General features: G+C 72.8%; 19 protein-coding genes. 7 read left to right on the plus strand and 12 right to left on the minus strand.

Annotated elements, in window-relative coordinates; genetic code table 11:
* Positions 1 to 108: 108 nt before the first annotated feature.
* From ACWCP6_RS29710 to ACWCP6_RS29720, 3 genes are all read right to left on the minus strand, one after another.
* A complete protein-coding gene (locus ACWCP6_RS29710; RefSeq protein WP_450935661.1) occupies positions 109 to 1,443 on the minus strand; it encodes a diacylglycerol/lipid kinase family protein in 1,335 nt (444 codons plus the stop codon).
* Positions 1,444 to 1,555: 112 nt separating this feature from the next.
* Positions 1,556 to 1,930 carry a three-helix bundle dimerization domain-containing protein gene (locus tag ACWCP6_RS29715; RefSeq protein WP_450935662.1) on the minus strand — a complete coding sequence of 125 codons (375 nt, stop codon included), beginning with the start codon at positions 1,928 to 1,930 and terminating at the stop codon, positions 1,556 to 1,558.
* Between the two features lie 502 nt (positions 1,931 to 2,432).
* Positions 2,433 to 3,491: a helix-turn-helix domain-containing protein gene (locus tag ACWCP6_RS29720; protein ID WP_450935663.1), complete on the minus strand. Its 1,059-nt coding sequence runs from the start codon at positions 3,489 to 3,491 to the stop codon at positions 2,433 to 2,435.
* Between the two features lie 46 nt (positions 3,492 to 3,537).
* Here ACWCP6_RS29720 and ACWCP6_RS29725 point away from each other — a divergent pair, with 46 nt between their 5' ends.
* Positions 3,538 to 4,446 carry an oxidoreductase gene (locus tag ACWCP6_RS29725; protein WP_450935664.1) on the plus strand — a complete coding sequence of 303 codons (909 nt, stop codon included), beginning with the start codon at positions 3,538 to 3,540 and terminating at the stop codon, positions 4,444 to 4,446.
* Between the two features lie 278 nt (positions 4,447 to 4,724).
* On the opposite strand, the gene ACWCP6_RS29730 is transcribed toward ACWCP6_RS29725, so the two are convergent.
* On the minus strand, positions 4,725 to 5,921 hold the full coding sequence (locus ACWCP6_RS29730; protein WP_450935665.1) for an FAD-dependent oxidoreductase: 1,197 nt from the start codon (positions 5,919 to 5,921) through the stop codon (positions 4,725 to 4,727).
* A gap of 210 nt (positions 5,922 to 6,131) precedes the next feature.
* Between ACWCP6_RS29730 and ACWCP6_RS29735 the strand changes: the two genes are divergently transcribed.
* From ACWCP6_RS29735 to ACWCP6_RS29745, 3 genes are all read left to right on the plus strand, one after another.
* On the plus strand, positions 6,132 to 6,734 hold the full coding sequence (locus ACWCP6_RS29735) for a TetR/AcrR family transcriptional regulator (protein WP_450935666.1): 603 nt from the start codon (positions 6,132 to 6,134) through the stop codon (positions 6,732 to 6,734).
* Between the two features lie 326 nt (positions 6,735 to 7,060).
* Positions 7,061 to 7,627: a TetR/AcrR family transcriptional regulator gene (locus tag ACWCP6_RS29740; RefSeq protein WP_450935667.1), complete on the plus strand. Its 567-nt coding sequence runs from the start codon at positions 7,061 to 7,063 to the stop codon at positions 7,625 to 7,627.
* A gap of 216 nt (positions 7,628 to 7,843) precedes the next feature.
* The gene (locus ACWCP6_RS29745) at positions 7,844 to 8,776 is read left to right on the plus strand and encodes an MBL fold metallo-hydrolase (RefSeq protein WP_450935668.1); all 933 of its coding nucleotides are present in this window, start codon (positions 7,844 to 7,846) and stop codon (positions 8,774 to 8,776) included.
* A gap of 103 nt (positions 8,777 to 8,879) precedes the next feature.
* On the opposite strand, the gene ACWCP6_RS29750 is transcribed toward ACWCP6_RS29745, so the two are convergent.
* The gene (locus ACWCP6_RS29750; protein ID WP_450935669.1) at positions 8,880 to 9,677 is read right to left on the minus strand and encodes an alpha/beta fold hydrolase; all 798 of its coding nucleotides are present in this window, start codon (positions 9,675 to 9,677) and stop codon (positions 8,880 to 8,882) included.
* A 61-nt stretch (positions 9,678 to 9,738) separates the two neighbouring features.
* Here ACWCP6_RS29750 and ACWCP6_RS29755 point away from each other — a divergent pair, with 61 nt between their 5' ends.
* Positions 9,739 to 10,158, plus strand: a complete 420-nt coding sequence (locus ACWCP6_RS29755; protein WP_450935670.1) for a MarR family winged helix-turn-helix transcriptional regulator — start codon at positions 9,739 to 9,741, stop codon at positions 10,156 to 10,158.
* 446 nt (positions 10,159 to 10,604) lie between these two features.
* Here ACWCP6_RS29755 and ACWCP6_RS29760 read toward each other — a convergent pair whose 3' ends face one another.
* The 3 genes from ACWCP6_RS29760 to ACWCP6_RS29770 all read right to left on the minus strand — a co-directional run bounded on the left by ACWCP6_RS29760 (position 10,605) and on the right by ACWCP6_RS29770 (position 12,928).
* Positions 10,605 to 11,033 (minus strand): DUF2690 domain-containing protein, encoded by a 429-nt coding sequence (locus ACWCP6_RS29760; RefSeq protein ID WP_450935671.1) that lies wholly within the window; start codon positions 11,031 to 11,033, stop codon positions 10,605 to 10,607.
* A gap of 303 nt (positions 11,034 to 11,336) precedes the next feature.
* A complete protein-coding gene (locus ACWCP6_RS29765) occupies positions 11,337 to 12,581 on the minus strand; it encodes an MFS transporter (RefSeq protein ID WP_450935672.1) in 1,245 nt (414 codons plus the stop codon).
* On the minus strand, positions 12,581 to 12,928 hold the full coding sequence (locus tag ACWCP6_RS29770; RefSeq protein WP_450935673.1) for an SDR family NAD(P)-dependent oxidoreductase: 348 nt from the start codon (positions 12,926 to 12,928) through the stop codon (positions 12,581 to 12,583). The genes ACWCP6_RS29765 and ACWCP6_RS29770 overlap by 1 nt, the downstream gene beginning before the upstream one ends.
* Before the next feature lie 56 nt (positions 12,929 to 12,984).
* Here ACWCP6_RS29770 and ACWCP6_RS29775 point away from each other — a divergent pair, with 56 nt between their 5' ends.
* Positions 12,985 to 13,974, plus strand: a complete 990-nt coding sequence (locus tag ACWCP6_RS29775; RefSeq protein WP_450935674.1) for an ArsR family transcriptional regulator — start codon at positions 12,985 to 12,987, stop codon at positions 13,972 to 13,974.
* Between the two features lie 82 nt (positions 13,975 to 14,056).
* Here the strand turns inward: ACWCP6_RS29775 and ACWCP6_RS29780 are convergent, their stop codons facing one another.
* Positions 14,057 to 14,722, minus strand: a complete 666-nt coding sequence (locus tag ACWCP6_RS29780; protein ID WP_450935675.1) for a hypothetical protein — start codon at positions 14,720 to 14,722, stop codon at positions 14,057 to 14,059.
* Between the two features lie 544 nt (positions 14,723 to 15,266).
* On the opposite strand from ACWCP6_RS29780, the gene ACWCP6_RS29785 reads away from it, so the two are divergent.
* A complete protein-coding gene (locus tag ACWCP6_RS29785) occupies positions 15,267 to 15,443 on the plus strand; it encodes a hypothetical protein (protein ID WP_450935676.1) in 177 nt (58 codons plus the stop codon).
* Positions 15,444 to 15,790: 347 nt separating this feature from the next.
* On the opposite strand, the gene ACWCP6_RS29790 is transcribed toward ACWCP6_RS29785, so the two are convergent.
* The 3 genes from ACWCP6_RS29790 to ACWCP6_RS29800 all read right to left on the minus strand — a co-directional run bounded on the left by ACWCP6_RS29790 (position 15,791) and on the right by ACWCP6_RS29800 (position 18,600).
* Positions 15,791 to 16,372 carry a GNAT family N-acetyltransferase gene (locus ACWCP6_RS29790; RefSeq protein WP_450935677.1) on the minus strand — a complete coding sequence of 194 codons (582 nt, stop codon included), beginning with the start codon at positions 16,370 to 16,372 and terminating at the stop codon, positions 15,791 to 15,793.
* 96 nt (positions 16,373 to 16,468) lie between these two features.
* Positions 16,469 to 18,010, minus strand: coding sequence for a glycerol-3-phosphate dehydrogenase/oxidase (locus ACWCP6_RS29795; protein WP_450935678.1), 1,542 nt, complete (start codon positions 18,008 to 18,010; stop codon positions 16,469 to 16,471).
* On the minus strand, positions 18,007 to 18,600 hold the full coding sequence (locus tag ACWCP6_RS29800; RefSeq protein WP_450935679.1) for a TetR/AcrR family transcriptional regulator: 594 nt from the start codon (positions 18,598 to 18,600) through the stop codon (positions 18,007 to 18,009). The genes ACWCP6_RS29795 and ACWCP6_RS29800 overlap by 4 nt, the downstream gene beginning before the upstream one ends.
* Between the last annotated feature and the right edge of the window lie 9 nt (positions 18,601 to 18,609).

The raw sequence follows: 18,609 nt of genomic DNA on the forward strand, positions 1-18,609 counted from the left end.
GCACACGGAGGGGGACACCTGCGCGGGTCGGGACACCTGCCGGGGCAGGGACGCCTGCCCGGACGCGGACACCGAAGACGTCGAGGACCCGGGCGGGCTCTCCGGATGTCAGCTGCGGGAGGCCTCCGCGGGGCGTCCCAGAGCGAGCCGGGCGATGCGGGGCCAGTGCAGGCCCGGAGCCCGTGGTGGGACACCGGGGCGGTGCCGTGGCACCCGGACGCGCAGCGCCCGCGGCCGGATGCCGCAGCGTATCGGCGTGGGCAGGGTGAGCGCCTCGCCGTCCAGGGCGACCGGAATGGTCTCGGTGTCGGCGGTCACGACGACCTCGTGAGCGGTCATCGTGGTCACGGCGTCGGCCCGTTCTCCGCGCAGCGCCACGTCCGCGGCCTGCGCTGCGGTGGCCACCCGCACCCCCAGGACCCCGAGGCGGCCGCTGTCGATCCGGGGCCGCCGGCCCGCGTCCAGAGGGTCCTCCACCGCGTAGGGGTTGTTGCTCACGAGCAGGGCCTGCGGAGCCTCCAGAGGGGCGCCGTCGACCAGCACGGACAGACGTGCACCGCTGGCCCCGGACAACAGGTCCGGAAGGGCGGAGAGCGCCGTGGCCGCCTTGGCGTCGCGGTATTCGGGGTGCTGCACCACCTCGGCGTACGCGCCGAAGGAGGCCGTGTTGACGAAGGTCCGCCCGTCGATCCGGCCCAGGTCGATCCTGAGTTCGACACCGTCGACGAGCGCGTCCAGGCAGAGGGCCGGATCCGTGCGGTCGAGTCCGAGGTCCATGGCGAGGTGGTTGCGGGTGCCGGCCGAGACCACGAGGAAGGGCAGGTCGTGCTCCGCGGCGACGGCGGCCACCAGCGCCTGGGTACCGTCCCCGCCCGCGACACCGAGCAGGTCCGCGCCCTCGGCCACGGCCTTCCGCGCGATCGCGGCGATGTCCTGGTGGGTCGTCGTGTCGAGCAGAACGACCCGGGCTCCCAGGGATTCGGCCTTCTCGACGAGCGAGAAGCGGCTCACCTTGCCGCCCCCCGAAGCCGGGTTCATGATCACCACCGGGCGGCGGGGCGGCGCGACCGTCCGCGTTTTCATCCCGCGGTGCGACCGGTCCCTGGCGAGTGCCGTCCGGCCGCACCCCACCCCCGCTGCCCAGAGCCCCAGTGCCGTGAGCACGGCCGGCCACAGACCGCTGTGGACGTAGAGGAGCACGGTGCCGACCGGAGCGGCAACGGCGACCACGATTCCCAGCAGTCGCCCGATACGCCGACGGGTGAGAGCCCACCACACCCCGGCCCCGGTCAGCGCCGGCGCGAGGAGTCCCACGAGGAGGACGAGGCCACCGGCGAATCCCGTCCCGGCCACCAGGACGGTGACCGCGCCGAGGCCGCAGAGCAGCGACGCCAGGGCGAGCAGCCGGGCACCGATGCCGGGTTCACCGCTCGGCGTCGTCATCTGCGGCCTGCGCTGTCAGGGAGCACGGGCGATCCCGTGTTCCGCCGTGTCGGCCGGACGGGCGGGGGAGCGCGTCGGCCTCGGGTACCAGGGCGAGCATGGCGCGGTCCTGTCAGTCCGGTCGCGGGGGTGCGGCGGCGGGTGGCGGCGTCGCCGGACGGGCCTCGCGCATGACGGCGACGAGCAGGAGTCTGGCTCGCCGTTCGACCAGAATCGGGACGTAGGTCCGGATCCTGGCCGCGCTGAGACGGGAGTGGGCCTGGTGGACCAGAGCGTCCACGGTGGCCGCGTCGATCGACGGGTAGACGGACTGCAGGTGCTCGGCAACGCGCCGGACCGCCGCCAGTTCGTCCTGCTGCTCATGCCGGGCCGCCGACTGCGCGGCGGAGCCCGGAGGTTCCGTCGGCCGCTCCTGCCAGGGTCCGACCGTGTCCTCCCGGGACGGAGGACGGTCATTGCCCCGGTGCGGCTGGGGTGCGGTCGTCACGGCCGTACCCACCCGGTGTGCGCACCTCGGCGAAGGGCACCGGAGACGACCGGCGGGGCGGCAGCGTGAGGCGCACGGCGGCCGTCGGCGCAGGGCCCGGCGGGTGTCTGCTCCGACGTCGTCGGAGCGGAGCGCGTGGCCCGGCCCACTGCGAGATTCTCGAACCGCACGGACTGCATGGCCCATGGCCTCCGGATCCGGCAGCCCACCGGCGAAGAAGCGGGTTTGCCGCTCCCATTGTCGGGCTGACCCGCCGGGGGAGCCAGCCGGAACACCGACCGGGGGCGACCATCGAGCGGACAGGGCCTGCCCGGCAGGAGGCCCCGAGCGACGGGACCCGCCTCCGACCGGCACGTGGGGGCGTGAGCGTCGGGCAGGGTGGCGCCGGCAGGTGCAGGTGTCCGGACGACCGCCGGGCCGCCGAACCACCGGAACACGCGGCAACCGGACCGCCGGTCCGGGCGGCCGTCGGTGGCCGGATCCGGACATGGGGGCCGCTGCTCTAAGGAGCCCGCGTGCCGTCCGCGGCCGCGGAGCGGTCGGCGCCCTGAGGACGTTGGGCGGCGCCGAGAACCGATTCCGCGACGGAGGTGCGTGCATACAGCACCGAGCGGCCCGCCCGGTGGGCGCTCACCAGACCCGCATCGCGCAGCGCGGTGAGGTTCTGGGAGACCCCGGCCGGGGAGAGCCCGGTGCGCCGGGAGAGCTCGGTGGTGGACGCCGGGGTGTCCAGCTCGGCCAGCAGCAGGGTGCGTGAGCGGCCGAGGACCGCGGCGAGCGCGTTGGCGGCACCGGTGGTCGGCGATTCCCAGAGGGTGCCTACGCCGCGGGCGGTGTAGGCAAGTTGGGGTGGGTCCGGCGGTGTCACCCGGGTGAGCACGTCCCGTCCGGTGAACACCGAGGGAATCAACAGCAGACCCTGGCCCGCAGTCCGCCGGGAGAGGGCGCCGTGCCGGCGGAGCAGTCGCAGCGTGTCGTCGTCCCAACTGAGCGAGGCATGGAGTTCGTTGAGCAGGTGGGCGGCGCCGCGTTCGGCGACCTGCCGGGCCCGGTGCGAGACATCGGCGTCGAGCACGGCGCGGATCCGTGCCCAGTAGGGCGCGAGCGCCACATCCCAGTAGGCTCGTATCTCCTCCGCGACGCGGGGCAGGCGGTCCCCCGGCCGGGCGTGCAGGGCGCGGCAGCGGGGGCCGAGACCGCCCTGCTCGGCCCCGAGCCGGTCGAGATCGTGGCGCACCCGGTCGGCGCGGGAGGCGAGTACGCCGTCCAGCTCCGCCGTCAGTGTCGGGGCCGGCCCGGAGGGCGTCGGATTGAGGAAGTCGGGGACGTAGCCCGACGACGGGATGAGCTCGGCAAGCCATCCCCGGTCCAGCCCCGCGGCCGCCACCCGTGGCCGCACCTGCTCGGCCCAGATCCGGTGCACGGGATGCGCGGACCCGGAACGCAGAAGCCGGAAGCCGGGCCCGACCTGCCACATGGGCGAAATGGCGAAGCGCATCTGCGCCAGGTCCCGCACCGAGAAGACCAGCTCCGCCACGACGCCTCGCAAGGATTCACTCATACACGAATCAATGGCGGTGATCCTACGGTGTCTGGATCATTCCGCCATGACCTCACAGATGATCACTGCGGCGGCGTCAGGCACATGGAAGCTCGGCGACCTCGTGGTCAACCGGATCGGTTTCGGCGCGATGCGCCTGCCGCAGACCGGCGAAGCACTCGTCCCCGACGCCGTCCCCCGCGACCGCGACCAGGCCATCGGCGTGCTGCGCCGTGCGGTCGAGCTCGGCGTGAACCACATCGACACCGCCGCGTTCTACTTCTCCCCGCTGCGCTCCGCCAACGAGCTGATCAACAGCGCCCTGGCCCCCTACGCGGACGACCTCGTCATCACCACGAAGGTGGGGCCGGGGCGCGGCCCCTCGGGCGAGTGGATTCCCCATGCCACCGCCGAGCAGCTGCGGGGCCAGGTGGAGGAGAACCTGCGCCAGCTCGGCCGCGACCACCTGGACGTGGTGAACCTGCGCATCCTCGGGACCGATTCGATCGCCGAGCGCTTCGGCGCGCTGGCCGCACTGCGCGATGCCGGGCTCATCCGCCACCTGGGCCTCTCCAACATCACCCCCGCACAGCTCGCCGAGGCCCAGGCCATCGCCCCGGTGGTGTGTGTGCAGAACCCGTACGGCATCGGGCTCCGGCCCGACCAGGACGCCTTCGTCCGTACGTGCGGTGAGCAGGGCGTCGCCTTCGTGCCCTTCTACGCGATCGCCGGCCTCGGGCGCCAGGCCGGGGCGAGCGGCACCGAAGCGCCCGGGATCGAGGCCATCGCCCGGGCGCACGGGGCGAGTCCGGCCCAGGTCCGAATCGCCTGGACGCTGCACCGCGGCCCGCATGTGCTGGCCATCCCCGGGACCGGCGACCCGGACCATCTGGCATCCAACGTGGCCGCCGGCGCACTTCGCCTCACCGGTGACGACCTGGCCGTTCTCGACTCCCTGCACCACCGGGAGTCCTGAGCTCCGGCCCGGGCCGCCCGGCCGCCGGGACCGCAGCGCCCTGCCGCGCTCGTCCGACGGACGACCGCGCCGCAGCCGGACCGGCCGGGGGGATCGGTGACGTTCCCCCCGGCGGGCCCGTCACCGGAGCCCGCCCGCGGTGGTGCGTCCGGCCGCGTCGCCGTGCGTGGCCGACCGGGGCCGGTGGGCATGGCCGGCCGGGATGCCCACGGGCGACGGACGCCTTCCCGACAGGCGCAGCACCGGCCGGGGCCGGGGTCGACCCCGCGGCCGGCCCCTTACTGCGGTGCGGGCGCACCGTGCAGCCGGCGGTAGGCTGCGGCCCTCTCCTTGTAGCCCCGGTGTTCGGCCTCGTGATCGGGGATGTTGTCGCCGGTGCCGAAGAACCCCTCGAGGGCTTCGTTGGCGCTGACGGCCAGGGGACCGGAGCGGGGCAGCATGACGGCTTCATAGCGCGTGATCGCCGCGTCCGGGGTGGCTTCCTCGGCTATCGCCCGGGCGAGTTCCGCCGCGTCGAGCAGGGCGAGGTTCGCCCCGTGACCGCCGAAGGGCGACATGACGTGGGCCGCGTCCCCGAGCAGGGTGACACCCGGTGTGCGCTGCCAGGTCAGGGGAGCGGGCAGCACGTGGATCGGGCGGTTGACGTAGCCGTCGCTGTCGGCGAGAAACGGCAGCAGCCGTTCGGACCAGCCGCTGAACTCATCGAGCAGGAACCGCCGTACCGCTTCGGTGTCCGAGAGGTCGATTCCGGCGTCGCCGCACCAGTCGAGATCGGCGCGCAGGCCGATGTAGCCGCGGACGTGACCGCTGCTGTTGCGCTGGCCGATGATGCCGCGGCCGTCGCCGTCGTTGGCGAACACATGGCCGTCGCCGACGAGTTGTGCGATGCCCGGGTGGCGGCGCTCGACGTCGTCGAAGCGGACCTCGACCAGTGAGACTCCGCTGTACCGGGGGGTGGCGTCGCTGAGGAGCGGGCGCACCCGGGACCAGGCGCCGTCGGCGCCGATCAGAAGATCCGTCTCGGTGACCGCGCCGCCCTCGAACTCGAGCCTGTGCCTGCCCCCGCCGAGCGCGGTCGCGCCGAGGAGTTTGTGACCCCAGCGCACGGTCCCGGGCGTCACGTGCGCGGCCAGCAGGGCGCGCAGCTGTCCGCGGTCGATCTCGGGCGCGGCGTCGTCGTCCGCGTCGGGCTCGAACGACGCCAGCACGTTGCCGTGGTGGTCGAGCCGGGTCTTCGCCTGGCCCTCGAACCGGGCGAGTTCGGTGAACGCCTTCAGCAGGCCGGCGTCCTCGAGCGCGATCTGGCCGGTGTCGGCGTGCAGATCGAGGGTGCCGCCGGCATCCCGGGCGTCGACGGCGGCGTCGGCCTCGTACACGGTGACGTCCACACCGTGGAGTTGCAGGACGCGTGCGCAGAGCAGGCCCCCCGGGCCCGCTCCGATGACGGCGATGTGCGCGTTCGTGGTGGTGGTCATGGTCGTTCCCCTGGTGGTCGAAGAGAAGCGCCCCCGTGGCTCGCCGCCACGGGGTGCTGCGGTCCGGGCGGCCCCTTGCACGTCTCGCCGTGCGGAGACACCGAGGCATGGAGAGGGCCGGCCCGTCGGCCTACACGCTAAGTGCAACCGCTAAAAAACTGCAACCATTCAACTTTGCTACCGGTTCAACGTCGGGGCTAGGATGAGGGCGTGACCGAGACGTTGGGGCGCCGTGAGCGCAAGAAGGCCGCCACCCGCCAGGCCCTGGCGGACGCGGCATTGACGCTGTTCCTGGAACGCGGCTACGACGCGGTCGGCGTACGGGAGATCGCCGAGGCCGCCGACGTGTCGGTGACCACGCTGTTCAAGCACTTCCCCGAGGGCAAGGAAGCCCTGGTGTTCGACGAGGACGCCGACCGTGAGGCTGCGCTGGTCGCCGCCGTGCGTGAACGCCCCGCCGGGCAGTCCGTGCCGCAGGCGCTGTGCCACCTGATGGGCGATGCCCAGTCACGGCGGCGCCGTGCGGACCCCCGCTTCGACGCCTTCCTCCGTCTGATCGACAGCACCCCGGCCCTGCGTGAGCACTCCCGGCGCATGTGGCTGCGACATGAGGCCTCCCTGGCGGCGGCGATCGCCGGCGATGCCGGTCTGTCCGCCGATGACCCCGCCTGCCGGGCGCTTGCCCACTTCGCACTCGAGGCGGTCACCCTGCTCCGCGGGTGTGACGACGACCAGGCGACGCTGGAACGGGTCTTCGCCCTGCTGGACGGCGGGTGGACGGCCGTCGCCTCGCCGGGGAGCCCGTCCGTCTGAGCGCGTGTGCAGGGCGGCCTCGACCGACGGGCACGGCGGTGACCGGGTCTGCCGCCCGATGACGGGAGGTCCGTGGAGAGCCTCAACTTCCACGCCTTCCGGCGCCGTTGTGGCTCATGGCCGCGGATGCGGCGATCGCCGGGCCCTCACCTGCCCTTCCCGCCTGCCCTTCCGTCGCAGCGGATCGCCGGGCGGGGAGATCGCCGCCTGGTGTCCGGCGATGGCCACGCGGACACGGTAGGGCTCGTAGGCCTCCGCGGCCTTGGCTGCCTCGGCCGACGTCGCAGCTCCACACTGCGCAACTATTTTGCGTTAGCCTGGGGTGTGTGAATCCCAGACCAGGAACCCGGCCCGGAGGGCGCAGTGCCCGTGTGCAGGAAGCGGTGCACCGGGCCGTGCGTGAGCTCCAGGCCGAACAGGCCGCGCTCACCGTCCCGCTGGTCGCCGCGCGAGCCGGAGTGACGCCGTCGACCGTCTACCGCCGCTGGGGCGACCTCCAGGAACTCCTCTCGGACGTCGCGGTGGAACGGCTGCGGCCCGAGATCCCGCCGGCGGACCACGGCAGCCTGCGCGACGACCTGGAGCGCTGGGCCGCCGCGTTCCTGGAGGAGATGTCCTCCTCGCCCGGACGCTCCTACATCCGGGACGCCCTTGCAGGTGATCCGCACGGCCCGAACGCCGGGCGGTGCTCCGCGTACGCCGCTGAGCAGGTCGGGGCGATCCTCGACCGCGCCGGCCAACGCGGTGAGCACGTACCGGACATCGACACCGTGATGGATCACGTCGTGGCGCCCATCATGTACCGGGTCCTCTTCCGCCCGGAGCCGCTCCCGGCGGAGTACGCCCGAGGCCTGGTCGCCACGGTCTTCTACCGTCTGATGCCCCTGCCGTGACGACGGCTCCGGGCGTCTCCGCGCACTCTTCGGGGGTGCAGGAGAGAGGTGAAGCGCTCCGGCGCGCCCTGAGCCGTGCCCCTCGATAAAAGCTAAGAGTTTGCTTTAGGTCGCTGCAGAGGTCTAGGGTGAGCTAAAGCGAATAAGTAGCTTTTAGCGGCTGCGCTCCGGCGATCGGCTGCTCCGTGTTCGGATGACAGACAGGAAGCGCCCCCCATGAACGCCTCTTCGGCCTCCCAGGCGCCCGCCGGAACCCCGTCCTGGACGGTGGGGGACATCCGCGTCCAGCGCATCGACGAGATCGCCCTCCCCGCGCAGACCGGTCGCTGGCTGCTCCCCGAGGCCACCGCCGACATGGTCGCCCAAGCTCCGTGGCTGCAACCCGACTTCGCCGACGGCTCGGGCACCCTGCATCTGGCCAGCCACAGCTTCGCGATCTCGCACCAGGGTCTGCGCATCCTCGTCGACACGGGTATCGGCAACGGCAAGAGCCGGCCGAATCCCGCATGGGACAACCTGAGCACCGGCTACCTCGGGCGTCTGGCGGCCGCCGGATTCGCGCCGGAAGCGGTGGACCTCGTGATCCTCACGCACCTCCACACCGACCACGTCGGGTGGAACACCCGCGCGACCGGCGGCGTATGGAGGCCGACCTTCCCCAACGCCGGCTATGTGGTGTCGCGAGTGGAGTGGGAGTACTGGGCCGGCACGGAGATGGAGGAGTCCCGCCGCCAGATGTTCCGGGACTCCGTGCATCCGGTGAACGACGCCGGTCTCCTCCGGCTCGTCGAGGTCCCCGACGCGGGGGCCGAGGTCGCCCCGGGTGTCCGACTGCGCCCCACCCCCGGACACACTCCCGGTCACATCGCCGTGGAACTGCACAGCGGCCCGGCCTCGGCCTTGATCACCGGGGACTGCGTCCACCACCCCGTCCAGCTGCACGATCCCGCCGTCGGCAGCTGCGTGGACGTGGACGCCGAACAGGCGGCGCGCACCCGACGGCGGCTGCTCGCCTCCCTCGCCGACACCGGCACCCTCGTCCTGGGCACCCACTTCCCCCCGCCCACGGGCGGGCTGGTGGTGACCGAGGGTGACTCGTACCGCATGGTCCCCTCGCCCGGGCAGGACGAGCGCGTCGGTTCCTGCTGAGGTGGTGGCCGGGGAGTCGAGGTGTGCGGTCGGCGGACCTCCGTCGACGGCCGGTGCTCGCCCCGGACGGACGCGTGGCGGAGCAAGCGGCGGTCGCCGACTGCTACCGGGTGGTGAGGCGGGCGCCCGTCCGGCGCAGGTGGCTGTCGATCAGGGCGAAGGTCGCTTCCGGTTGTTCGATGTGCGGAAGGTGTCCGGCCTCGCGTACGACCTCGAGCCGGCCGTCCCCGAAGGCGTCGGCGTACGCCCGGCCGTAGGCGGGCGTGACGATGCGGTCGCTCTCCCCCCAGACGAGGAGGGCGGGCAGGTCGACGCGGCTCAGCCGGCGCAGCAGCTTGGGGTCGTGCATGTAGGGGTCGCCGGCCAGGATGCGCATCGTGGTCATATTGGCCTGCCGTACGGCGAGTTGGGCGGCCGGGATGTCGCCGGGGTCGACGTGGAACCGGTCGGGTTCGTGCCAGGAGTGCTCGGCGACGCCGCGCGCGTCGAGGGCGAAGAAGTCGGTGATCGGCTCTGCCGGGACGTGTACGCCCACGGCGTTGATGAGAACGACGCCGGTGATGATCCCCGCCGTGTCGCGTACGGCCATCTCGGCCGCGGTCCAGCCGCCGAGCGACGAGCCGACGACCAGGACGTCCTCCAGCCCGCGGTCGTGCAGGTGGTGCAGATAGGCCAGGGCGAGGTCGTCGATGCCGGTGAACCATGCGGGGCGGGGAGCGCCGTCCCAGCCGGGGTGGACGGGGGTCAGGGTGTGCGCGGTCGCGGAGAGGTGCTCGGCGAGGCCGGCGACCGTGGCGCGGCCTCCTCCGCCGTGCAGGAGCAGGACGGGCCTGCCGGTTCCGGCTTCGGAGAGGGTGATGGGCAGGTCGGGGTACACGGTTGTCGTGTGCTCTGTTGGCATGCCCACACAGTAACTAAACATCTTTATATAAGCTAGCTTGGTCGTCGCGTAGACTCGAGGCATGCATGGTGAGCTGCAAGTCCTCGGAAGAGCGGTCAAACAAGCCCAGTACCGGCAGCACCGGGCGCTCGACAGCGCCCTCGGCGCAGCCGGTACGACGCTGGCCCAGTGGGACGCGCTGCGCGCGATCAGCCGCTCACCCGGCGCCTCGGCCCGGGAGTTGGCAGCGGCGACGTTCCAGAGCGAGCAGGCCTTCGGAACGCTCGTGGGCCGTCTGACCGCGCAGGGGCTGGTCGAGCGCCGGCCGGGCCACGGCCGGCGGATCGAACACCATCTCACGCCTCCGGGCGAGCGGGTCCTCGCGGCCGGCCACAAGATCGCTGACGAGGTGCTTGCCACCTGTTTCTCCGCCCTGTCCGCCGCGGACCGCGCGACCCTCCTCGACCTGCTCCGGTGCCTCGCCGCGGAGCAGGACGCATAGCCCGGAGGACACTGCGCCCCGAGACGGAGGCGGAGATCATCGGACACGGCATGGGCGGCTCGGTCGCATCGTGCCGGCCCATCGCGGACCCGGCCTCGTGTCGCGCCTCGTGGGCACGGAGCCCTGCCGTCGAGGATGAGGCGGCGCCGGCGGGGGCCCGGCCTTCGGAGAGCCGACGGCCGACACCTGAGACCGGCACGCTCTTCACCGCGGTCCGCCCGCGTCGTGCCCGCGCACGCCTTTCGCCGGCCTGCCGCCCCGCTCCGACCGCGACCGCAGCGCGGGAAGCGCTCGCCCGGCATGTGCACCGCCCGTCCGGGATCGCGGGAACGCTGCCCGGGCGGCGGCGCACCACCCCGTCACCGGAGCGACTCCGCGGGCCACGCCACCTCGCCCAGGGAGTGCTGCGGTGGCGGCGCGGCCCCTCGCCGTCGGGTGCGGTTCCGTCAGAAGTCGGGTGTCACACCGTAGACGCTGACGCCCGGATCACTGATCTCCGCGTGGGCCTTGTACCCGGCGTCGTTGATCATCCCGGTCCAGGAGTGCGTGCCGTCGCTGACATCGCTGCTCGAGATCGAACCGTCGGACCGCTCGACCCGGATGACGTCCCCGCTCTGCCTGGTCCACGTCTCGGCCCACACCGACCGGCAGGAGGGACTGTAGTAGAGGTGGACGACGTCGCCCTGCTCGTTCGCCGCGCTGTACACCGCGCGCCCGTCGCCGGTGCAGTAGGTCTTGTAGGGGTTGAGGTGGTTGCAGCTGGAGGCGTAGCAGCTCGTCCTCCCCGCCGCCGCCTGTGCCGGACCGGCGATGCCGACGGCGCCTGCCACCAACACCGTTGTCGCAGCCGCTGTCGCGATCCTGCGCATCCGCATGACCGTCTCCCGTTGTGATGTGCCCCCGGTGTCCCCTGCGAACGCCGGCTTCGGGGCGTGGGCCAGTCTGTGGAGGCACGGCGCCGACGGACAACGGTCCCGGCGGCAGTGGGGACCGGGCGGGACGCGTGTGGGGCCGACCTGCTGCGACGTACCGGACGGTGGGACACCGTGGGACGGGGCGCGCACCCTCGTGACCGTCATTCCGCGGCCACGGCACCGCCGTTGGGCCGCGGCGCGTGCCGTTCCGGTACACCCGCCGACATCGGACGGCGACTCGCGCGTGCGGGTGCGGGTGCGGGGCTACGCGGGTGTCCGCCGGTCGGTCGTCGCCTCGCCCCGGTCCGGGGCGAGGGCCGCGGCGGGGCCGTGGCCGAAGCGTGCCTTCCGGCCGTACAACGCGAGGAGATGACGGGTCAGGGCGACTGCGGCGAGCACTGCGACGAGGGTGCACACACCCTTCCAGCCGGCCTCGTCCCAGGCACGCAGCCCCAGCCAGGAGCCCATGCTGCCGCCCAGGTACGCGCCGGTCATATAGGCGGTGTTGAGCCTGCTGCGGGCGTCGGGGCGCAGGGCGTAGACACGGGCCTGGTTGGCGATCATGCCGGACTGCATCGCGACGTCGAGCAGCAGCGTGCCGAGGGTCAGAGCGGCCAGGCCCGGAGTGCCGCCTCGGGCGCCGAAGGTGAGGATCGCGGCCGAGGCGAGCACACCGAGCATGCAGACGAGATTCACCGTGTCGGGGCCCCGGCGGTCCACCAGGCGGCCCGCGACGGGGGCGCAGAGCATCGTGACCCCGCCGACCAGCGCAAGCACCCCGACGGCCCGGGCGCCCAGGCCGTAGACGGGACCGGTGAGAAGGAGCGCCACGCACGTCCAGACGGCCGAGAATCCGCCGAAGAGGGTTGCCTGGTAGAGGCAGGAGCGACGCAGGTCCGGCTCGCTGCGCAGCAGGCGCAGGGGTTCGACCAGCAGGGCCGCGTAGCGCGGGCGGGGGGAGACCGGCAGGTGCGGCACCATGAAGACCAGGACGGCCGCGAGGAGCAGGGCCGAGACGGCGGCGACCAGATAGGGAGCCCGCCAGCCCAGCCACTCGCCCAGCGTTCCGCTGAAGGTGCGGGCCAGCAGCATGCCGCCGGTCGACCCGCTGAGCAGAGTGCCGATCACGGCCCCGCGCCGTTCGGCACCCACGAGACCGACCGCCAGCGGACCGATGACCTGGGCGGCCACCGTGGTGAGGCCGATGAGGCCGCTCGCGGCGACGAGATACGGCAGCGCCGGTGCGCAGCCCGCCGCGAGCAGCCCGCATCCGGTGAGGGCGAGCAGGGTGACGAGGAGCCGGCGGTGCGGCACCCGGTCGCCGAGCGGCACCAGCAGGACGATCCCGGCGGTGTAGCCGATCTGGGTGGCGGTCACAGCCAGGGCGGCCGAGCCGGGCGACACATGCAGCCCGGCGGCGATCAGGGGGCCGATCGCCTGCGGAAAGTAGATGTTGCCCACGGCGACGGCGCAGGTCGCGGTCAGGATCAGGAGCAGTCGACGGCTCATCACCGGGCCACCGGCCCGCCGTTGACGTGTACGGCACGGCCCGGGACGAAGCCCGCCCCCGGGCTCACCACGTGGTGGACCGGTACCGTCGGCGGCCCGGGTTCCATCGATTCCCGGGCGACCGTGGCGGCCACCGCGGACTCGTCGGCGACATCCGCCGCAACCGCCGGCGCCGAACCGCCCGAAACGGTGACGGCGCTGACCGTGTCGGCGCCGTCCGCCGTGTCCGGGTCGATCACGGCGACCGCCAGTCCGTCGCGCGCCGGCCGCCCGGCCACCGCGACGCCGATGCCGCGCGGCCCGCCCGTGCCGATCGCCGTACGCCGCTCATGAGTTGTGTGCGTCATGGGCGCCAGTCCACGGCACCGGCGTCGCCGTGCCAATCGATGTAGCGTACGGCTTAATGATCGACTTTATGCTCGGAGTCGAGGACCTGGCGGACACCCGGTTCGCCGTCTCGCCCCTGACCGAGACCGTGTTGAGCCTGCGCGTGCTGCGCGAGCCGGGCCTGTCCGCCGTGCATCTGCCGTGGCGCAGGCCGGTGCTCGGCAGGCTCGGCGAACTCGACACGGACCTGCTGTTCTCGCTGGTGGCGGAGCGGCTCACCCTCCCCGACTTCCTGACCCCGAGACCCACGGGTTTCTCCGCGGACTTCGAGGAGGAGCTGGCGGTCGTCGGGCGGACCCCACCCGAGCTGGTGCGCCGTGACTTCCTGGCCGCCCATGCACCGGACCCGCTCCCGGAACCACTGCGCGACGCCTCGGCCACCGACGACGCAGCCGTCGTCCGCCTCCGCGACGCCGTCTGTGAGCTGCTGCGGCAGTACTGGAGGACCGCCGTCGAGCCGATGTGGCCCCGGATGCGGCTGGTGCTGGAGGCCGACATGACCTACCGGGCACGGCAACTGGCCATGGGCGGTGCCCGTCTGCTGTTCGCCGGGATGCACCCGAATCTGCGCTGGCAGAGCGGTGTGCTGCACATCGACAAGATGATCAGCAGGCACCGTGTCGCGGCATCGGGGCGCGGACTGCTGCTGGTGCCCTCGGTGTTCGCGCACAAGCCCGCGCCGCCGGTCAGCCCCGAGGAGGCTCCGTCGCTGATCTACCCGAGCCGCGGAGTGGCCACGCTCTGGGCCCCGGTGCCCCGCGCCGACGCGCCTGCCCTCGTGTCCCTCATCGGCGCGGCCAGAGCCCGGCTGCTCGCCCTCCTCGAAGAGCCGCTGCCGACGGTCGAGCTGGCCCGGCTGCTGAGGGTCACCCCGAGTGCCGTGTCCCAGCACCTGCGGGTCCTGCACTCCACGGGTCTGGTCACCCGGGCACGCGACGGACGACATGTGCTGTACCGGAGGAGTCCGTTGGGCGACCGGTTGGCCGGTGCGCCACCCACCCGGTGAGGCGGCGAGCCGGTGCGCGGCCGGCCCGATGCCCGCCCTGCCGGGTGGACGGGCGGGACCGGGTCGCCGACGGATACGACGGTCATGCGACGGTGGTGCTCGCCACGATCTCGTCGATCTCCCGACCGGTCGCCGAGCCCGGGCTGGCGGTGACGACACCGAGGACGAAGGAGGTGCGGTGACCGTTCACCGTCACCAGGACCATCTCCAAGTGCGACATGCCGCCCTTTCCGTCCGCCACCCGGACCTTCACCGCATGGGCGGGCCGGCCGTCGACCGTGGTCGGGCGTGAGTCCTCGAGCGTGGCCCGCTGGTCGGGGAAGAAGAACTCCGCGTTCGACCGGGCGGCGAACTCCGTCTGCCGACGCAGGTCCGCTTCCGGCACCACCTGCCGCGCCCTGCCGGTGAACACAACGCTGCCCGCCTCGCCCGAACCGGCTTTGGTGATCTGGGAGGTGAAGGCGTCGATCAGATCCCTGTCCTTCGCCGGGCTGTGCCGCCAGCCTTCGGGAATCGCGTAGGAGAGTCCGGCTCTGGTGTCGGTCACCCGGGGCCTGCCGGCCAGCGGGCCGCTCTCGTCGTCCCTCGTCAGCCACCAGGCGGTCGCGGCCCCGGCGACGATCAGCAGCGCCATCACGGTGCCGATGAGCAGACCCCGGCGGGCACGCGAAGGCGCCGGCGGCGGGGGCGGTACGTAGCCGTACTCGGGCTGGTGGGGCGGCAGTGGGGGAGGCGGAGGAATCGTCATGCCCTCACCCTGTCCGCACGGCCGGTGGTTCTGCCTGAGTCGACGTACTCAGGTAGCTACCCAGATGTGTACGGTCACCGCAGTGCCGTCGGCCCTGTGGGACGTCGGCCCGGGACGGCGCCCAGGGCCCTGATGCGGGCAGTCGGCGACAGCGTCGAGGTCCACCCGGCCGCTGACGCCGCAGCACGATCACGCCGCCCTTCGGCACCGGACGCAAGTCGCCGGTCGCCGCGGACGACGTCGCCGGGGTGATCGCCACGGTGCTCCGCGACCCGGGCCCGCACCTCGCACACGTCGACGAGTCGACCGGGCAACGCACGGTCGACGTGACCGGGATGGCAGAGGAATTCTCACGGGCGCCGGGTCGTTGGGTGGGGCATGGGGAAGTGCAGCTGGACCGGTGATGAGCCGAGGCGCTCACCAGGGCTTGCCTGCCGCCGTGCACCGAGCAGCACATCACCACCATGGCCCGATACCGCGGCGCTCGTCGGCCGGGGCCCCGGCCGACCTGAAGCCGGCAGCAAACCATCGAGGAGACGACGCCATGCAGCCTGCGCACAAGAACCCCGACCCCGCGGAATCGGCACGCCGCGCCCGGTTCGGCGAGCTGCCGAAGCGGATCCGGCCGGAGGAGATGGTCGAGGAGCAGGCAGCCACGGCCCCGGACCCGGCGAAGGACACGTACAACGCCGACGAGTGGCTCGTTCGGTACTGCCTGTGAGCCACGTCGGCCAGGCAATGGAGGACCCATGCGCATACCAGGACTCCTGATGACGGTCGCGCTCGTGGCGCTTTGTGCGGCCGTCACCGTGGGCTGCTTCGCCCAGGTCTTCTGACCGCCCGACGGCGTTCGCCCGGGCCTCGGACGCGTCGACGACTGCACGTCGTCGGCTCCTTGCACGCGCGGTCCTCGCCCGGGAGCCTGCTGCCGGGCGGCCGCAGCGCGGGGGAGGAACCGATCGCCGGCCAGGCATGACCCGCCGCAGCTCGCCGCCGAGATCCGACGGCGGTAGGCGGCAGGCGTGCCGCCGTGCGGCCCACCGCCGCCACCGGCCCGGGGCGCCGGGGTCACCAGAGCTTGTCGATCTCGCCCGGATGCAGGTCGATGCGGCAGTCGTGGAACGACGCCCGGGCCCGCCGGGCAGCGGGTGAGAAGAAGTCGCCCATGGTGACCTTGTCGAAGCCGGGCTGATCACTGGGGAACGGTGCCTGCGGTGTGCCACCGACCAGCACCGCACCGGGGAGTACCCGCCAGCCCGCGCGCTCGTAGAACGCCCGGAGCGGGAGGTCGCAGGTGAACAGTCCCAGATCCAGTTCCCGGACGGTCATCGCCCCCCTGGCTGCCGCCACGAGTCGCCCGCCGTACCCGTGACCACGCGCCTCCCGCCGGGTCACCACGGTGCTCAGCCCCCCGGCAGCGTACCGCCGGCCCGCGTGGACGATGTCCTTGAACAGGATGTCCAGCGCGGCCAGCACCACCCCGTCCTCCTCCAGCAGCATGGACAGCGGCCGCAGTACCGGGTCGTGGGTCGGCTCACCGGCGCCGGCGCCCGACCCGGAATCGGACGGCCATGCCTGCTCCTGGAGCTCGTGTACCTGGACACGCCACTCGGACGGGGTGGCCTCTTCGGGGAACGACAGAATCCGCACCCGCCGATTCTGCTACAGGGCAGTTCCGCCTGCGGGCCGTACCGCTGTGGGACGGTACCTGCCACGGCGCCACCCGTGACCGCCGAACGCCCAGGGTCAGGACGCCTGTTCCTCCTCCAGGAGCCGCTCTGCCATGGCCACGGCCCGCGCCCGGTCCGCGGGCACCAGCCCGAGTCGCGTCCGCCGGTCGAGAAGGTCCTCGACGGTGAGCGCGCCTTCGTGGCGCACGGCGAACAGCAGCTCGGCGCCGGTCACGCCCGCGGCGAGCGGCGTGAGCAGGGTGCGGTCGCCGGCCGCGCCGGCCACGACGTCCGGAGCCTCCGCCCCGTAGCGCGCGGCCAGTCGGGGCGGCCCAGCCAGGGCCTTGACGCGGTGCGGAGCCACCGCCCCCACCAGGGGAAGGGCTTCCGTCCGGCAGGTGCCGGCGGGGAGGCCCGCGGTGCGCAGGGCCGCGTCGACCGCGTCGCGGGCCATGGCACGGTAGGTCGTGAGCTTTCCGCCGACGGCCGTGACGACACCGTCGGTGCCGGTGAGGATGGCGTGGCGGCGGGACACGTCCGCACTCGATCCCCCGTCACCGCTGTCCAGCAGGGGGCGCAGCCCCGCGAACGTCCCCAGGACGTCGTCGCGGGACAGCGGACGCTGCAACGCCTGGTTGACGGTGTCCAGGAGGAAGTCGATGTCGTCGTCGGGGGCTTCGGGGACGTCGGGCAGCTCGTCGACCGGTTCGTCGGTGAGGCCGATGTAGGCCCGTCCGTCCTGCTGGGGGAGGGCGAAGACGAAGCGGTTCATGGAGCCCGGAACCGGCACGGTCAGTGCGGTGTGCTCCAGGCCGGCCCTGGCCGCGTCGACGACGAGGTGGGTGCCGCGGCTGGGCCGCAGCCGCACCCGCGGGGCGAGCTGCCCGGCCCACACCCCGGTCGCGTTGATCACCGACTTCGCTGTCACCTCGAGCACGTCGCCGGTCATCTCGTCGCGGAGGGTCGCACCGTCGGCGCGGAGCTGCTGCGCGCTGCAGTGGGTGACCACGCGGGCTCCGTGGCCTGCGGCGGTGCGGGCCAGGGCGACGACCAGCCGTGCGTCGTCGGTGAGTTGACCGTCGTAGGAGAGCAGTCCGCCGCGCAGACCGGCCGTGGTGACACCCGGGACGAGTGCGCGGGTCCGCGCGGGGTTCAACCGGCGGGACCGCGGCAGGAGCGACGACGGTGTCCGGGCACAGATCCTCAGCATGTCGCCCGCGGCGAAGCCGGTGCGGGCGAGGGCGGCCTGGCTGTGGCTGACTGCGCTGTGCAGGGGGAGCAGCATGGGCAGGCGCCGGATGAGGTGGGGGGCGGTCCGCCGTATCAGGATGCCCCGCTCCCTCGCGCTCTCGTAGGCGATGCCCAGGTCGCCCGACGCGAGGTAGCGCAGACCGCCGTGCACCAGCTTCGAACTCCATCGGCTGGTGCCGAAAGCCAGGTCGTGCCGGTCGACCAGCAGGACGGACAGGCCGCGCGCGGCCGCGTCCAGGGCGGCGCCGGCGCCGGTGACGCCCGCCCCGACCACGAGGACGTCGACCCGCAGGCCTTCCGCGATCGCGTCGAGGTCCCGTCGGCGGCGACGGGCGGACAGTGAAGTGCTGTGGGGGAAAGTCCTCATTGGCCATCCCTTTCGGGGCGCAGGTATCCGTCCAGAAGCGCGCGCACATGGGCGATCAGGCCGTCGGTGTCCATGACGTCGCTGGTCAGCCGCCAGGAGGTGGCGGTGGCCTGTACGACGAGGAAGACCATGCGTGCTTGCGCGGCGAGGTCGCCGGCGCGCACGGATCCGTCGTGGTGCCCGGCCCGCATCTGGTCGGTGATGAGGCCGATCGCCGCCTGCTGGCTCACGCCGAGGCGGTGAAAGGTGTAGGTGGCGAGCAGTTCGGGCTCGTTGTCGATGATGCGGCTGAACAGCGGGTGGCCGATCAGGGCGCGCACGGTCGCGGCGCACTGCCGGATGAGTGCTTCGCGTGCGGTGATGCGATCGGCGTCGGTGGGGCGGGCCGCGGTGATGATTTCGTGCAGTTCACGGGTGAGGAGATCGGCGACCACGGACTCGACGTCCGGCCAGTAACGGTAGACGGTCGGGCGGCTCACACCGGCGCGACGTGCGATGTCGGCGAGCTTCGTTCTGCGCACTCCGAACGCTTCGACGCTCTCGCGTGTGGCGTCGAGAATCTCGTCTTCGACGTTACGACTTGCCATCATGTGTAAAAC

The sequence above is a fragment of the Streptomyces sp. NPDC002004 genome (genome assembly GCF_053593975.1).

Bases quoted from the DNA above. Each gene is read 5' to 3' on its own strand.
- ACWCP6_RS29710 (WP_450935661.1), bottom strand. From the start codon at position 1,443: ATGACGACGCCGAGCGGTGAACCCGGCATCGGTGCCCGGCTGCTCGCC.
- ACWCP6_RS29720 (WP_450935663.1), bottom strand. From the start codon at position 3,491: ATGAGTGAATCCTTGCGAGGCGTCGTGGCGGAGCTGGTCTTCTCGGTG.
- ACWCP6_RS29725 (WP_450935664.1), top strand. From the start codon at position 3,538: ATGACCTCACAGATGATCACTGCGGCGGCGTCAGGCACATGGAAGCTC.
- ACWCP6_RS29730 (WP_450935665.1), bottom strand. From the start codon at position 5,921: ATGACCACCACCACGAACGCGCACATCGCCGTCATCGGAGCGGGCCCG.
- ACWCP6_RS29745 (WP_450935668.1), top strand. From the start codon at position 7,844: ATGAACGCCTCTTCGGCCTCCCAGGCGCCCGCCGGAACCCCGTCCTGG.
- ACWCP6_RS29750 (WP_450935669.1), bottom strand. From the start codon at position 9,677: ATGCCAACAGAGCACACGACAACCGTGTACCCCGACCTGCCCATCACC.
- ACWCP6_RS29755 (WP_450935670.1), top strand. From the start codon at position 9,739: ATGCATGGTGAGCTGCAAGTCCTCGGAAGAGCGGTCAAACAAGCCCAG.
- ACWCP6_RS29760 (WP_450935671.1), bottom strand. From the start codon at position 11,033: ATGCGGATGCGCAGGATCGCGACAGCGGCTGCGACAACGGTGTTGGTG.
- ACWCP6_RS29765 (WP_450935672.1), bottom strand. From the start codon at position 12,581: ATGAGCCGTCGACTGCTCCTGATCCTGACCGCGACCTGCGCCGTCGCC.
- ACWCP6_RS29770 (WP_450935673.1), bottom strand. From the start codon at position 12,928: ATGACGCACACAACTCATGAGCGGCGTACGGCGATCGGCACGGGCGGG.
- ACWCP6_RS29775 (WP_450935674.1), top strand. From the start codon at position 12,985: ATGATCGACTTTATGCTCGGAGTCGAGGACCTGGCGGACACCCGGTTC.
- ACWCP6_RS29780 (WP_450935675.1), bottom strand. From the start codon at position 14,722: ATGACGATTCCTCCGCCTCCCCCACTGCCGCCCCACCAGCCCGAGTAC.
- ACWCP6_RS29785 (WP_450935676.1), top strand. From the start codon at position 15,267: ATGCAGCCTGCGCACAAGAACCCCGACCCCGCGGAATCGGCACGCCGC.
- ACWCP6_RS29795 (WP_450935678.1), bottom strand. From the start codon at position 18,010: ATGAGGACTTTCCCCCACAGCACTTCACTGTCCGCCCGTCGCCGCCGA.
- ACWCP6_RS29800 (WP_450935679.1), bottom strand. From the start codon at position 18,600: ATGATGGCAAGTCGTAACGTCGAAGACGAGATTCTCGACGCCACACGC.